General features: G+C 72.6%; 13 protein-coding genes. 4 read left to right on the top strand and 9 right to left on the bottom strand.

All coding sequences use genetic code 11. The features are described 5' to 3' along the window. Positions 1–1848 (bottom strand): serine/threonine-protein kinase, encoded by a 1848-nt coding sequence (locus ACZ6Y7_RS04690; RefSeq protein WP_465756349.1) that lies wholly within the window; start codon positions 1846–1848, stop codon positions 1–3. 251 nt (positions 1849–2099) lie between these two features. Between ACZ6Y7_RS04690 and ACZ6Y7_RS04685 the strand changes: the two genes are divergently transcribed. After that, positions 2100–2660 (top strand): hypothetical protein, encoded by a 561-nt coding sequence (locus ACZ6Y7_RS04685; RefSeq protein ID WP_465756348.1) that lies wholly within the window; start codon positions 2100–2102, stop codon positions 2658–2660. A 355-nt stretch (positions 2661–3015) separates the two neighbouring features. On the opposite strand, the gene ACZ6Y7_RS04680 is transcribed toward ACZ6Y7_RS04685, so the two are convergent. From ACZ6Y7_RS04680 to ACZ6Y7_RS04665, 4 genes are all read right to left on the bottom strand, one after another. After that, positions 3016–4143: a GuaB3 family IMP dehydrogenase-related protein gene (locus ACZ6Y7_RS04680; RefSeq protein WP_465756347.1), complete on the bottom strand. Its 1128-nt coding sequence runs from the start codon at positions 4141–4143 to the stop codon at positions 3016–3018. A gap of 173 nt (positions 4144–4316) precedes the next feature. Beyond that, positions 4317–5819, bottom strand: a complete 1503-nt coding sequence (guaB, locus tag ACZ6Y7_RS04675; protein ID WP_465756346.1) for an IMP dehydrogenase — start codon at positions 5817–5819, stop codon at positions 4317–4319. A 290-nt stretch (positions 5820–6109) separates the two neighbouring features. Next, positions 6110–6853 (bottom strand): RNA polymerase sigma factor ShbA, encoded by a 744-nt coding sequence (gene shbA / locus ACZ6Y7_RS04670; RefSeq protein WP_465756345.1) that lies wholly within the window; start codon positions 6851–6853, stop codon positions 6110–6112. Positions 6854–7185: 332 nt separating this feature from the next. Next, positions 7186–7797 (bottom strand): response regulator transcription factor, encoded by a 612-nt coding sequence (locus ACZ6Y7_RS04665; protein WP_014136228.1) that lies wholly within the window; start codon positions 7795–7797, stop codon positions 7186–7188. Positions 7798–8360: 563 nt separating this feature from the next. On the opposite strand from ACZ6Y7_RS04665, the gene ACZ6Y7_RS04660 reads away from it, so the two are divergent. Next, positions 8361–8687 carry a WhiB family transcriptional regulator gene (locus ACZ6Y7_RS04660; RefSeq protein WP_030055868.1) on the top strand — a complete coding sequence of 109 codons (327 nt, stop codon included), beginning with the start codon at positions 8361–8363 and terminating at the stop codon, positions 8685–8687. A 99-nt stretch (positions 8688–8786) separates the two neighbouring features. Here ACZ6Y7_RS04660 and ACZ6Y7_RS04655 read toward each other — a convergent pair whose 3' ends face one another. The 3 genes from ACZ6Y7_RS04655 to groES all read right to left on the bottom strand — a co-directional run bounded on the left by ACZ6Y7_RS04655 (position 8787) and on the right by groES (position 12015). After that, positions 8787–9785 (bottom strand): LysR family transcriptional regulator, encoded by a 999-nt coding sequence (locus ACZ6Y7_RS04655; RefSeq protein ID WP_465756344.1) that lies wholly within the window; start codon positions 9783–9785, stop codon positions 8787–8789. Between the two features lie 176 nt (positions 9786–9961). After that, positions 9962–11593 carry a chaperonin GroEL gene (gene groL / locus ACZ6Y7_RS04650; protein WP_465756343.1) on the bottom strand — a complete coding sequence of 544 codons (1632 nt, stop codon included), beginning with the start codon at positions 11591–11593 and terminating at the stop codon, positions 9962–9964. Between the two features lie 116 nt (positions 11594–11709). Continuing rightward, positions 11710–12015 (bottom strand): co-chaperone GroES, encoded by a 306-nt coding sequence (gene groES / locus ACZ6Y7_RS04645; RefSeq protein ID WP_014136232.1) that lies wholly within the window; start codon positions 12013–12015, stop codon positions 11710–11712. A gap of 249 nt (positions 12016–12264) precedes the next feature. Here groES and ACZ6Y7_RS04640 point away from each other — a divergent pair, with 249 nt between their 5' ends. Further along, entirely contained in the window at positions 12265–12576 is a 312-nt protein-coding gene (locus tag ACZ6Y7_RS04640; protein WP_465756342.1) for a hypothetical protein, read from the top strand. A 34-nt stretch (positions 12577–12610) separates the two neighbouring features. Beyond that, entirely contained in the window at positions 12611–13786 is a 1176-nt protein-coding gene (locus ACZ6Y7_RS04635) for a THUMP-like domain-containing protein (protein ID WP_465756341.1), read from the top strand. Between the two features lie 20 nt (positions 13787–13806). Here ACZ6Y7_RS04635 and ACZ6Y7_RS04630 read toward each other — a convergent pair whose 3' ends face one another. Then, positions 13807–14715, bottom strand: coding sequence for a polysaccharide deacetylase family protein (locus ACZ6Y7_RS04630; protein WP_465756340.1), 909 nt, complete (start codon positions 14713–14715; stop codon positions 13807–13809). Positions 14716–14726 lie beyond the last annotated feature (11 nt).

Here is a 14726-nt window from a genome sequence, read left to right as displayed (position 1 = left end):
CTACGGCGCCGGCTGGAAGCTGGTGAAGACGACGTCCCGGACCGGAGCCTGCGCGGCCCACTCGGCGTCCGGGACGATCCAGTAGATCGAGTAGCCGTACTTGGCCGGAGTCCCGGTCACGAAGCCGCGGTTGAGCGAGTGCATCTTGGGCGAGCCGTTGGTCCACTCCCAGTCCGCCGCGTTGGTCCACTGCCGGTAGGTGATCGCCGAGAGGTTCAGCCGCTGGTAGTTGGTGACCGCTCCCCGCACATTGGGCTCGGACTCCTGCCAGTCCGCGACGGCGCTGTCCCCCGGCGAGGTCGTCCACTCGATCCGCAGCTGGCTGCCGTCCGCCGGGTTCTTGAAGATCCGCCGGTTGGCGTCCGAACCGCTCGGCTGCAGCCAGTCCGGCAGCACGACCGAGAACCCGCTCGGATCCTTGTACTCGTGGTACCCGGCCGGCACCGCGGACGCGGGAGCCGGCGTCTGCACCGGCGCCGCGGGCGTGCTCACCGGCGGAGCCGGCGCCACGGGGGCCGGCGGAGCCGCACTCTGACTCGCCGTCGCCGTCGCCGCCGGAGCCGGAGCCGGCTCCGTCACAGGCGCCTGGCTCGGCGTCGGCTCCGTCGTCGCCGCCACCGGCGTGCCGGCGCCCGCACTCTGACCGGAGCTCCCCTTCGCGCCGCCGTCCCCGCCCCCGAAGGCCTGGACCACCGCGACCACGCCCGCGATCAGCAGCAGCACCACGACCACGGTGGCGATGGCCAGTCGCCGCCGGCCCGTCCGCGGGTCCGCCCCGGCCGCCTGCGTCGCCCCCATCGTCCACTCGCTGGTCACCGGCCGGATCGGCTCGGACGGCGCGGCGGGCTCGGCGACGGGCTCCGCCGGCGGCTCCTCGTCCTTGGCCCGGCTGCCCACCCGGACCGTCCCCAGCAGCCCGCCCACCGACCGCTTCCGGTCCTCCACCGGAACGGACTCCGGCTCGACCGCCGCCGCCACCGGCACCGCGTGCTCGGTCGTCGACTCGGCCTTCGCGGTGGCCTCCGCGACCACCCGCTTCAGCATCGACCGGGTCTGCGAGGCGTCCAGCCGCTCGGCCGGGTCCTTCGCCAGCAGGCCCTCGATCACCGGCAGCAGCGGCCCGGCGTTCGCCGGCGCGACCAGGTCCTCGGTCATCACCGCGGTCAGCGTGGCCAACGCCGAACCGCGGTCGTACGGCGGCCGACCCTCGACCATCGCGTACAGCGTGCCGCCCAGCGACCACAGGTCGGCCGGCGGCCCGGGCTTCTGCCCGCGGGCCCGCTCCGGGGATATGTACGAGGGCGCGCCGACCAGCATGCCGGTGGAGGTGACCGAGGCGTCGCCCTCCACGCTCGCGATGCCGAAGTCGGTCAGCACGACCCGGCCGTCCTCACCGATCAGCACGTTGGACGGCTTGACGTCCCGGTGCAGGATGCCCAGCGCGTGCGCGGCACTCAGCACGCCCAGCACGTCGAGGGCGATCTCGGCGGCCCGGCCGGGCGCGAGCGGCCCGTCCTCGCGGATCACGTCGGCCAGCGAGCGGGACTCGACCAGCTCCATGACGATCCACGGCCGGTCGTCCTCGTCGACCACGTCGAAGACGGTGACCGCCGAGTTGTGCCGGATCCGAGCGGTCGCCTTGGCCTCGCGCAGCGTCCGGACGATCAGCCGGTGCTTCTCCTCCTCCTCGACGCTGGCGTTCATCCGCAGTTCCTTGACCGCGACGGTGCGGCCCAGCATCTCGTCCTCGGCGCGCCATACGGTGCCCATGCCGCCGCGTCCGAGCACGCCGTTCAGGCGGTAGCGGCCGGCCAGGAGGCGGCCGGTGGAACCCTGCGCCTGGGTCATTCGGAACGTTCCCCCATGTGCTGCTGGCGGTCGTGGTGACGGCGCGTCGGACCGGCCGGGCCCGAACGCCCAAGCCTCCATCATCCCCTGTCCCGGGGGCCCACGACCACCCGCCCCCCGTCCCAACCTGGGACGAACCGGAACCGGTGCGGCGCTCCGTGCCCGATCTGTGATCGAAAACTCGCCAAGATCCGTCCGAATCACTGCTACCGTTCGGCAGCTCATCGTCTTTCCGGGGGGATCGGACGCCCATGACCGCACCTGCACCGGGCGCTGACGGCCCATCGGCGCGGCCGCACACCGCCCAGCACTACTCCGTCGCCCCGCCCCCCACCACCCCCGAGGGCTACGTCGCCCCCGGCATGCCCGGCGCCCCCGTCCCCGGCTACGACCCCGTCGCCCCCCGCACCACCCCCCGCCCCCGACGTACCGCGCTCGCCACCGCCCTCGCCGTCCTCGCCACCCTCCTCAGCGGCCTCGCCTACGGCTGCGCCCCGCTACGCGCCGCCGACAGCCTCGGCTGGCTGGCCATCGCCCAAGCCGGCCTGATCGCCCTCCCCCTCGGCCTCCTCGGCGGCCGCAACCGCGCACTCCCCCTCCTCGCCGCCCTCCTGGCCCCCGCCGCCCTCCTCATCGGCCAGCTCACCCAGCACCTCCGCCTGGCCCACGCCCTCGGCTCCACCCCCCGCACCCTCCTCCACGACACCCTCACCACCTGGCGCGCCGACCTCCGCCCCCTCGACGCCGCCTTCTACACCATCGCCCTGGTCGGCGGCTTCCTCCTCACCCGCCGCACCGCCACCCGAACCTGACCCCCACCCCCACCACCCCCACCACCCCCAGCAATCCCCACCCACCCCACCCACCCCGCCACCGCCCTCCACCCGCCCCACCACCCTCCACCCCCACCTCCCCTCACCCACCCCCGCGAGAGGGACGCGCTGCGGAAGGGGCGGCGCAGGGGGTGGCCCGGAGAGGGGCGTTGCGGGTGATTTTCAGACTGCCAACGGCGCCCAACCCCCGTGGGCCAGAGTCGGCAGTCTGAAAATCATCCAGCCCCTCGGAGCGGCCACCCCCGGAGCCGCCCCGCCCCCACCCTCCCGAGAGCCACCCCCGAAAAGCCCAAAGGCCCCCACCGATCACCTCGGCAGGGGCCCCCAGCCACCCTCAGCGGTGGTCGAGCGCCGGATTCACCGTCACCTCGACCCGCTGGAACTCCTTGAGCTCCGTGTACCCGGTGGTCGCCATCGCCCGCCGCAGCGCCCCGAAGAGGTTCATGGTCCCGTCGGGCGTGTGCGAGGGCCCGGTGAGGATCTCCTCGGTGGTGCCGACGGTCCCGAGGTCCACCCGCTTGCCGCGCGGCAGCTCCTCGTGGACGGCCTCCATGCCCCAGTGGAACCCCTTGCCCGGGGCATCCGTCGCACGGGCCAGCGCCGCACCGATCATCACCGCGTCCGCACCGCAGGCGACGGCCTTCGGGATGTCCCCGCTGTAGCCGACGCCACCGTCCGCGATCACGTGCACGTAGCGCCCGCCCGACTCGTCCATGTAGTCGCGGCGGGCAGCCGCCACGTCCGCCACCGCGGTCGCCATCGGCACCTGGATGCCCAGCACGTTGCGGGTGGTGTGGGCGGCACCGCCGCCGAAGCCGACCAGCACGCCGGCCGCGCCGGTCCGCATCAGGTGCAGCGCCGCGGTGTACGTGGCGCAGCCGCCGACGATCACCGGGACGTCCAGCTCGTAGATGAACTGCTTGAGGTTGAGCGGCTCGGCCGCGCTGGAGACGTGCTCGGCCGAGACGGTGGTGCCGCGGATGACGAAGACGTCGACGCCGGCGTCCACCACGGCCTTGGAGAACTCGGCGGTGCGCTGCGGCGAGAGCGCCGCGGCGGTGACGACACCGGAGTCACGGACCTCCTGGATCCGCTGCTTGATCAGCTCGGCGCGGATCGGCGCCGCGTAGATCTCCTGCAGGCGGCGGGTCGCGGTGGACGCGTCGGTGATCGAGGCGATCTCGTCCAGCAGCGGCTGCGGGTCCTCGTAGCGGGTCCACAGGCCTTCCAGGTTCAGCACGCCCAGGCCGCCGAGGCGGCCGATGGCGATGGCCTGCTGCGGCGAGACCACGCTGTCCATCGGGGCGGCCAGGAACGGCAGCTCGAAGCGGTAGGCGTCGATCTGCCAGGCGATCGAGACCTCCTTCGGGTCCCGGGTACGGCGGCTGGGGACGACGGCGATGTCGTCGAAGGCGTACGCCCGGCGGCCGCGCTTGCCTCGCCCGATCTCGATCTCAGTCACTTCGAGCCCTTCTGCTGTGTTGCTCATGCCCGCCGGGTCACCCCGGCCGCCCCCAGTATCCCGTACCGGAGCGGGCACCGCCCCGACGGCCCGCCCCCCGGACACGCCGGAGGGCCCGCCCCTGCACCCGCAGCGACGGACCCTCCTCGGCACTCGGGCCATCGGCCCCCGGCTCAGCGCGTCGAGTAGTTCGGCGCCTCGACGGTCATCTGGATGTCGTGCGGGTGGCTCTCCTTGAGGCCCGCCGAGGTGATCCGGACGAACCGGCCCTTGCTCTCCATCTCGCCGATGGTGGCGGCGCCGACGTAGCCCATGGTCTGGCGCAGACCGCCGACCAGCTGGTGCAGCACGGCCGACAGCGGACCGCGGTACGGCACCTGGCCCTCGATGCCCTCGGGGACGAGCTTGTCGTCCGAGGCGACCTCGGCCTGGAAGTAGCGGTCCTTGGAGTACGAGCGGCCCTGGCCGCGGGACTGCATGGCGCCCAGCGAGCCCATGCCGCGGTACGACTTGAACTGCTTGCCGTTGATGAACATCAGCTCGCCCGGGGACTCCTCGCAGCCGGCCAGCAGCGAGCCGAGCATCACGGTGTCGGCACCGGCGGCCAGCGCCTTGCCGATGTCGCCGGAGTACTGCAGGCCGCCGTCGCCGATGACCGGCACGCCGGCCGCCTGGCAGGCCACCGCGGCCTCGTAGATGGCGGTGATCTGCGGGACGCCGATGCCGGCGACCACGCGGGTGGTGCAGATGGAGCCGGGGCCCACGCCGACCTTGACGCCGTCCACGCCGGCGTCGATCAGCGCCTGGGCGCCGTCCCGGGTGGCGACGTTGCCGCCGACCACGTCGACCCCGACGGCCGACTTGATCTTGGCGATCCAGGCCAGCGCGTTGTGGCTGTGGCCGTGCGAGGTGTCCACCACCAGGAAGTCCACGCCGGCCTCGACCAGGGCCTGGGCCCGGTCGAACGCCTCGGCGCTGGCGCCGACGGCGGCGCCGACCAGCAGCCGGCCCTCGGCGTCCTTGGCGGCGTTCGGGTACTGCTCGGCCTTCACGAAGTCCTTGACGGTGATCAGGCCCTTGATCCGGCCCTCGTCGTCGACCAGCGGCAGCTTCTCGATCTTGTGGCGACGCAGCAGCGCCATCGCGTCCACACCGGAGATGCCGACCTTGCCGGTGATCAGCGGCATCGGGGTCATGATCTCGCGGACCTGACGGCTGCGGTCCGACTCGAAGGCCATGTCGCGGTTGGTGACGATGCCGAGCAGCTTGCCGGACTCGTCGGCGATCGGCACGCCGGAGATGCGGAACTTGGCGCACAGCGCGTCGGCCTCGGCCAGCGTGGTGTCGGGGCCGACCGTGATCGGGTCGCTGACCATGCCGGACTCGGAGCGCTTCACCAGGTCGACCTGGTTGACCTGGTCCTCGACCGACAGGTTGCGGTGCAGCACGCCGACGCCGCCCTGGCGCGCCATCGCGATGGCCATCCGCGACTCGGTGACCTTGTCCATCGCCGCGGAGAGCAGCGGGATGTTCACACGGACGTTCCGCGAGACCCGCGAGGAGGTGTCCACCTGGTTCGGCAGCACCTCGGAGGCCCCGGGCAGCAGCAGGACGTCATCGAACGTGAGCCCGAGCATGGCGAACTTCTCGGGTACGCCTGCGGCGTTGTAAGACATTTGGGGGGTACCTTCCGTGGCCGGCCTTATCCGCTCACGCCCTGACGGTGCGGGCGCGTTCATCGCTCACTCGCGCAGACCACCGAAGCCGGATGCAATGGGAGGATCCTCCAAGGGGACCCCGCGCGCACCCGTGAAACTTTGGCAACCCGCCCAGGCGCCGATACCCCATGGTACTGGCACCGCGAATGTGTCCTCGTGTGCCCTTGACAACACCCCCGCCCGGCGGCTCGTTCCGCACGCCCGGCACCCCCGAAGACCTCCCCGCGACCCGTGACGAGGGGCGCGGCTCAGGAGGACTCCTCCGCGAGCGCCCGCAGTCGGCTGAGCGCCCGGTGCTGGGCGACCCGGACGGCGCCCGGCGACATCCCGAGCACCTCGCCGGTCTCCTCCGCCGACAGCCCGGCGGCCACCCGCAGCAGCACCAGCTCGCGCTGACGGGCCGGCAGGTTGGACAGCAGCTCCTTGGCCCAGGCCGCGTCGCTGCTCAGCAGCGCCTGCTCCTCCGGACCGAGCGCCTCGTCCGGCACCTCCGGCAGGTCGTCCTGCGGGACGACGGTCGAGCCGGGCCCGCGCATCGCGGCCCGCTGCAGATCGGCGATCTTGTGCGCCGCGATCCCGTACACGAAGGCCTCGAACGGCCGCCCCTGGTCCTTGTACCGGGGCAGCGCGCACAGCACCGCGACGCAGACCTCCTGCGCGACGTCGTCCACGTGGTGCCGGGCCCCGCCCGGCAGCCGGACCAGCTTGGCGCGGCAGTAGCGCAGCGCCAGCGGGTGGACGTAGGCGAGCAGCGCGTCGATCGCCGGGCCCTCGCCGCGCACCGCGGCCGCGACCAGCTCGCCCACCAACGGCGAGCCGCCCGAACCGATCACCGGCGGACGAACCGGCCCGACCGCGGCTCCCGAACCGCCCGCACCCTCCGGTGCACCGGGGCCACCCGCATCGGCGTACGACGGATCGTGGCCCGGGTCGGAGGGCTCGGCCTCCACCGGGTCCGCCTGGCCGGCTGCGCCGGCGACGTCGTCGCGCATCGGTCCATGGTGCCTGGTCGAGCGGGAAAACGCGGCACCGCGTCCGGAGTTGTGCACCGGAACGTTATGCGCTGCCGCACCGTGGGGCGTGCCGCGCACCACCGGCCCCTCCTGCACCGTGCCGCCTCCCGCCCCGCCGTCGGTGGTCCCGTCCGTCGTGCCGTCCGCCGAGTGTCCTGCGGCTGCGTGGTTCGCCGCAGTGCCTGTCCGCTGGTCCCCGAGGTGCTCCACTCCTCCATGGTGCAACCTCGGGACCGTAACGTCACACGCCCGTGCGACGCCCGCTTCGGGGAGCACCGGCGGTGCGCCGCACCCGGCGGCGCCGCCGGCGGTCAGCGGACCAGGCCCCAGCGGAAGCCCAGCGCCACCGCGTGCGCGCGGTCGGAGGCCCCGAGCTTCTTGAACAGCCGTCGGGCGTGGGTCTTGACGGTGTCCTCGGAGAGGAACAGCTCGCGCCCGATCTCGGCGTTGCTGCGGCCGTGGCTCATGCCCTCCAGCACCTGGATCTCACGCGCCGTCAAGGTGGGCGCCGCGCCCATGTCGGGGCTGCGCAGCCGGCGCGGGGCGAGCCGCCAGGTCGGGTCGGCGAGGGCCTGGGTCACGGTGGCCCGCAGTTCGGCGCGCGAGGCGTCCTTGTGCAGGTACCCGCGGGCACCCGCGGCCACCGCGAGCGCGACCCCGTCGAGGTCCTCGGCGACGGTGAGCATGATGATCCGCGCGCCCGGGTCGGCGGACAGCAGCCGCCGGACCGTCTCGACCCCGCCGAGGCCGGGCATCCGGACGTCCATCAGAACGAGATCGGAGCGGTCGGCCACCCAGCGGCGGAGGACCTCCTCCCCGTTCGTCGCGGTGGTGACCCGGTCCACACCGGGTACGGTCGCGACCGCGCGGCGAAGCGCCTCGCGGGCGAGCGGGGAATCGTCGCAAACGAGAACGGAAGTCATGACCGTCGTCCTCCGCAGCTGATCCGCGTCACGTTGAGCCTCCTGGCTGGTACGAACCTCTCCGACACGGCCGATCGGCGACAGACTCCGTGCTGATCGCCCCAACTTGCCCGCGATCGTTCCCGACGTCCGGCGCCCGCTAACCGCCTCCGCACTTCCAACGACCGTCACTCGAATGAGTTACGGCCTTCAGGGCCATCTCCACCACTGTACGTGGCCAACCCATTACGGATCAGCCGCATCGCGGTGCACACGCCGCACTTTTGCGCAGCTCGCGCGCGGTCGGCGCACCACCCGCACACCGTTTCGGGGTGTCCGCGCGCCCGTCGGCCACCCGATTGCCACGTCCGCACCCGCCGGAGACCATTGCCCACTTTGCCCGTTTTTATAGCTTTCGTATGGTCATTGACTGTTGTGCCGGTGTGTGGGTGACTTGTCCATGGAGTTGCCTTAAGTCATATTTCCAGGTGTCCACACCAGCGCATCGAAGCCCCGCCGTATCGCTCGGCAGCAGCCCGCCGAGCGCCCGGCCGACGGCCGACGGCCTCTGAAGGGAATGAGCCATGGCAGATTTCTCCCGCCTCCCCGGTCCCAACGCGGACCTCTGGGACTGGCAGCTCTCCGCAGCCTGCCGCGGCGTGGACAGCTCGCTCTTCTTCCACCCCGAGGGCGAACGCGGGGCCGCGCGCAGCTCGCGCGAGGCCAGCGCCAAGGAGGTGTGCATGCGCTGCCCGGTGATCGCCGAGTGCGCGGCGCACGCACTGGCGGTCCGCGAGCCGTACGGCGTCTGGGGCGGGATGACCGAGGACGAGCGCGAGGAGATGCTGGGCCGCTCGCGGCACCGGCTGGTGGAGGTCCCGCTGACCCCGCCGGCGGTCGCGCAGCACTAGACCCGCCTCCGCGGCGCGCCGTGAAGAAACGTTTCTTCGCGGCGCCTCAGGGCGCTCGCGGTCGGTCCGGGGGATCCGCCCTCCCCCCGTACCCCGCCGTCAGCGGGCGGCCGCCGCCCCCGCCAGCCGCTCCAGCATCAGGGCGACGGCCGGCACCTCGGCCAGGTCCGACAGGGTCAGCGCGACCACCTGGCGCACCGCCGGCGCCCCCGACGCCGTCCGCACCGGCACCGTCGACACACCGTCAGGACGCACCGACTGCAGCGCCAGCCGGGGCAGCACCGCCACTCCGAGCCCAGCCGCCACCAGGCCGACCACCGCCGGGTAGTCGTCCGTCGCGAAGTCGATCCGGGGCTCGAACCCGGCACCCGCGCACAGTTCCACCAGGTGCCCCCGGCACTGCGGACAGCCGGCGATCCACTGCTCCCCCGCCAGCTCGGCCAGCTCCACCGCCCCGCCCCGCCCGGCCAGCGGGTGGGCGGCGGGCAGCAGGCCCACCAGCGGGTCGTCCAGCAACGGGGTGACCACCAGATCGGACCAGTCGGTACCGGCCGTCAGCTGCTGGGCCTCCAGGTTGGCCTCGGCCCGCGCCTCGCGCGGGGTGCCGTGGGCGGGCACCGGCAGTGCGGCGGCACCGTCGGAGTGCGGATAGCGGAAGGCCAGCGCGATCTCGCACTCGCCGCCGCGCAGCATCGCCAGCGACTCCGGCGGCTCCGCCTCGACCAGCGACACGCGCACCCCCGGATGGCCGTCCCGCAGCCGGGCGACGGCGGGCGGCACCAGGGTGGAACTCGCGGTCGGGAAGGACACCAACCGCACCCGTCCGGCCCGCAGCCCGGCGATCGCGGCCACCTCCTCCTCGGCGGCGGAGAGCCCGGCCAGGATCCCGGTGGCATGCTTGAGCAGGACCCGCCCGGCCTCGCTGAGCTGCATCCCGCGGCCCGCGCGGACCACCAGCGGGGTGTCCACCGACTTCTCCAGCGCCTTCATCTGCTGGCTGATGGCGGGCTGGGTGCACCCCAGCTCGCGGGCGGCGGCGGAGAAGGAGCCGGTGCGGGCGACGGCACGCAGGACGCGCAGGTGGCGGGCCTCGATCATGCCTCAGTTATAAGGCAATCTTTGCTCTCGGCAAAATTCTCCTGATAGTTGAACCGTCAAGAGCAGCGCCCGCGCCACGAGCCCGGCCGGCCCGGCGGCGGCCGGACAACAGCCGGAGGCCCGGCCCGCCTCCCCTCGCGGGGCGCGGACCGGGCCTCCGGTCAGTGGCTCGGGCCTCAGTGGGAGTGGCCGTGACCGTGGGAGTGGCCGTGACCGTTGTCGGCCTCCTCCTCCTTCTTCTCCACCACGAGGGTCTCGGTGGTGAGCAGCAGGGAGGCGATCGAGGCGGCGTTCTCCAGGGCGGAGCGGGTGACCTTGACCGGGTCGATGACGCCGGCCTTCACCAGGTCGCCGTACTCGCCGGTGGCGGCGTTGTAGCCCTGGCCGATCTCCAGCTCGGCGACCTTGGAGGTGATGACGTAGCCCTCCAGGCCGGCGTTCTGGGCGATCCAGCGCAGCGGCTCGTGCAGCGCCTTGCGGACCACGGCGACACCGGTGGCCTCGTCACCCGACAGGCCCAGGCCGTCGTTCAGCACCTTGGCGGCGTGGACCAGGGAGGCGCCACCACCGGCGACGATGCCCTCCTCGACCGCGGCGCGGGTCGCCGAGATGGCGTCCTCCAGGCGGTGCTTGCGCTCCTTCAGCTCCACCTCGGTGGCGGCGCCGACCTTGATGACGCAGACGCCGCCGGCCAGCTTGGCCAGGCGCTCCTGCAGCTTCTCGCGGTCCCAGTCGGAGTCGGTGGCGGCGATCTCGGCCTTGATCTGGGCGACGCGGCCGGCCACGGCCTCGGCGTCACCGGCACCGTCGACGACGGTCGTCTCGTCCTTGGTGATGGTCACGCGGCGGGCGGTGCCCAGCACGTCCAGGCCAACCTGGTCGAGCTTGAGGCCGACCTCCTCGGAGATGACCGTGCCGCCGGTCAGGGTGGCCAGGTCGCCGAGGATCGCCTTGCGGCGGTCGCCGAAGCCCGGGGCCTTGACGGCGACGGCGTTGAAGGTGCCGCGGATCTTGTTCACGACCAGGGTCGACAGCGCCTCGCCGTCGACGTCCTCGGCGATGATCAGCAGCGGCTTGGAGGCACCGCCCTGCAGGATCTTCTCCAGCAGCGGCAGCAGCTCCTGGATGGAGGAGATCTTGCCCTGGTTGATCAGGATGTACGGGTCCTCCAGGACCGCCTCCTGCCGCTCCGCGTCGGTGACGAAGTACGGCGACAGGTAGCCCTTGTCGAACTGCATGCCCTCGGTGAAGTCCAGCTCCACGCCGAAGGTGTTCGACTCCTCGACGGTGATGACACCGTCCTTGCCGACCTTGTCGATCGCCTCGGCGATCAGCTCGCCGACCTGGGTGTCCTGCGCGGAGAGGGACGCGACGGCGGCGACGTCGTCCTTGCCCTCGATCTCGCGGGCGGCGGACAGCAGGTGCTCGGAGACGGCGGCGACGGCCTTGTCGATGCCCTTCTTCAGGGCGGCCGGGCCGGCACCGGCGGCGACGTTGCGCAGACCCTCGTTGACCAGGGCCTGGGCCAGCACGGTGGCGGTGGTGGTGCCGTCACCCGCGACGTCGTTGGTCTTGGTGGCGACCTCCTTGACGAGCTGCGCACCAAGGTTCTCGTACGGGTCGTCCAGCTCGACCTCACGGGCGATGGTGACACCGTCGTTGGTGATGGTCGGGGCGCCGAACTTCTTGTCGATGACGACGTTGCGGCCCTTGGGGCCGATGGTCACCTTGACGGTGTCGGCCAGCTTGTTGACACCGCGCTCCAGCGAGCGGCGGGCGTCCTCGTCGAACTGCAGGATCTTCGCCATGTTCCCTATTCCCTCGGGGCTGCGGCCGGCCCACCGACCGCTGAACAACGTGAGCCGACAACCGCGCCCCGGGCCACTGTCACGAAGGACACGGATCCGGGGCGGGTCGGGACGTCTTACTTCTCGATGATCGCGAGGACGTCGCGGGCGGAGAGAACCAGGTACTCCTCGCCCTGGTACTTCACCTCGGTGCCGCCGTACTTCGAGTACAGGACGATGTCACCGACGGCGACGTCGAGCGGCAGACGCTGGCCGTCCTCGAAGCGGCCCGGGCCGACGGCCAGGACGACGCCCTCCTGGGGCTTCTCCTTGGCGGTGTCCGGGATGACCAGGCCGGAGGCCGTGGTCGTCTCGGCGTCGAGCGGCTGGACCACGATGCGGTCCTCAAGCGGCTTGATGGCAACCTTGCTGCTGGTGGTCACGTCCGAGCTCCCCTTCGGAGATTACGGGGTTTTCTAACGGGTAGGGGCGAGCCTGCGAGCCTGCCGTCGCGGGGGTCAGACACGCTTCTTCGCGTTAGCACTCCCCCGGTGGGGAGTGCCAAGGACGACCATAGGCCCGTGTTAGCACTCAGTCAACCAGAGTGCCAACGGCGCGCCCGGGCAGTCCCGGACCGCGGATGAGTAGCCGTACTCATGTGCGACCGAGCGCGCCCTGCGCACACTCGTGCCATGACCGACACCCCGGTACGGCTGGGCCCGTCCGGCGCGCAGGACGCCGTGCTCGCCCTCCTGCTCCTGCCGCTGCTGGCCGCCCTGCCGTTCATCGCCTTCCGGCTCGGCGGAGCGGTGGCCGAGGCCGCCGGTTCCGATTCCGGCGGCTGCTTCCTGTGGGCCGCGCTCTCCTTCGCGGTCATCGGCTGGGGCACCCCCCTCGCCGTCGTCGTGGGCGGTCAGCGGGCCGGCTACCAGCTGCTGCCGATCGCCGCCGGGATCTCCCCCTTCATGATCCCCGTGCTGCTCTGCCTGGGGGCCTTCCGGTGAGTGCGCCCTCGCGCCGACCCGCGAGAATGGCCCCGTGGACACCGAGAACCTCCAACCCCTGCTGGCCCCCGAGGGCCAGGCCCTGCTCGCCGAGCTGCGCGAGTTCGCCCCCGAGGAGGAACTGGCGCTGGCCACCCGGCTGCGGCGGGAGCACCCGGCGGAGCTGGTCTCGGCGGCCTTCGGGCAGGCACGGCTGCGGCAGCGGGCTCGGGCGAAGTTCGGGGCGGACGCGGACCTGATGTACTTCACGCCGAACGGGGTCGAGCAGTCCACCCGGCGCAGCGTGGCCGAGTGGCGGGCGCGGCGCTTCGCCGAACTGGGCGTGCGGCGGCTGGCGGACCTGTGCTGCGGCATCGGCGGGGACGTCCTGGCGCTGGCCCGGGCGGGCATCGAGGTGCTGGCCGTCGACAAGGATCCGGCGGCGTGCGCCGCCACCGCCGCGAACGCCGCCGCGCTGGGCCTGGCCGAACTGGTCGAGGTGCGCTGCGCGGACGTCGCCGAGGTGGACGTCGCCGGCTACGACGCGGTGTTCACCGACCCGGCCCGGCGGACCTCGCGCGGCCGGGTGTTCGACCCGGAGGCGTACGCCCCGCCGCTGTCCTGGGCGATCGAGGCGGGCCGGCGGACCCCGATCGGGGCGCTGAAGGTCGCTCCGGGCATCCCGCACGAGGCCGTCCCGGAGGACGCCGAGGCCGAGTGGGTCTCCGACCACGGCGACGTCAAGGAGGCGGTGCTCTGGTTCGGCACCGCGGCCGCCCGCCCGCACCGCGCCACCCTGCTGCCCCAGGCCGCCAGCCTGACCGGCGGCGACCTGCCCGACCCGCCGGCCGGCCCGGTCGGCCGCTACCTGTACGAACCGGACGGCGCGGTGATCCGGGCCCACCTGGTGGCCGAGGTCGCCGAGCAGGTCGGCGGCCGGCTGATCGACCCGAAGATCGCCTACCTGACCTCCGACGAGCTGGTCGCCACCCCGTACGCGCACGCCTTCGAGCTCACCGACGTGCTGCCCTTCCACATCAAGAAGCTGAAGGCACTGCTGCGCGAGCGCGCGGTCGGCACCGTGGTGATCAAGAAGCGCGGGATGGCGATCACCCCGGAGGAGCTGCGCCGCCAGCTCAAGCCCTCCGGGCCGAACACCGTCACGGTCATCCTCAGCCGCACCGACCACGGCCCGCTGATGATGCTGGGGCAGCCGGTCCGGGCGTCCTGACGGCGGTCGGGAGCGCCGCTCTACGAGGCCGGGGCCTGGATGTAGTCCTCCAGCCGGGCCACCGAGAAGCCCTGCTCCTGGATCCGGGTCAGCAGGTCGCCGAACATCTGGGTCATCGTGGCGCCCTTGAGCTCCTTGGGGCCGCGGAAGTGCGCCAGGATGATGTCGCCGGGCTTCAGCTTCTTGTCCGCCGCCTGGTACTGCATGTCGTGGATCTGCATCGACTCGCGCCACAGCACGATCGCGCGCGGCCCGCACTCCTGCACCGAGGTGTTGAGCGTCGGGGTGTTGGCGCCGTCGCCGAACGGCGGGCGGAACAGCAGCGGGGCGGTGCCGTACTGCTGGGTGAGCGCGGCCTGGTCGTCGCAGATCTCGGACTTCTGCTTGTCGGCCGGGAGCTTGCTCATCACCGGGTGGGTGACGGTGTGGTTCTGGATGTGGTTGCCCAGGGCCTGGAGCGGCTTGAAGTAGCCGTAGTCGTTCTTGACGATGTCCTTCGTCAGGAACATCGAGATCGGCACCTTGAGGTCGGTCAGCATCTCGACGAACTTCGGGTCCTTCTCGGCGCCGTCGTCGATGGTGATGAAGACGACCTTGTCGCTCGTCTTCACGTCGCTGAACACCGGCACCGGCCCGGTCCGCTGGAGCTTGACGGGCTTGTCGGCGGGCGGTGCCGGGGCGGGTGCGAGCGGGGTGAGGTTCCACTTCGCCCAGGCCGCCGCGTCGGCGCCGGCCGGAGCGGTGGCCCCGGCGGTGGCGGAGCCGGTCGGCGCGGGCGCGGCTCCGCCGGGCTTGGACGCGGCCGGCGCCGACGTGCCGGCCGCCGGCGCGGCACCGCCGCCGTCGTCGCCGCACGCGGTGGCGAAGGCCAGCAAGGCCAGCGCCCCCGCCGCGTACGTCCTGGTCCTGCTCAGCCCGTTCCTGCTCACCGCACCGCGCT

Source organism: Kitasatospora sp. NPDC053308 (assembly GCF_055585785.1).
This window is presented reverse-complemented; position numbering and strand designations above follow the sequence as displayed.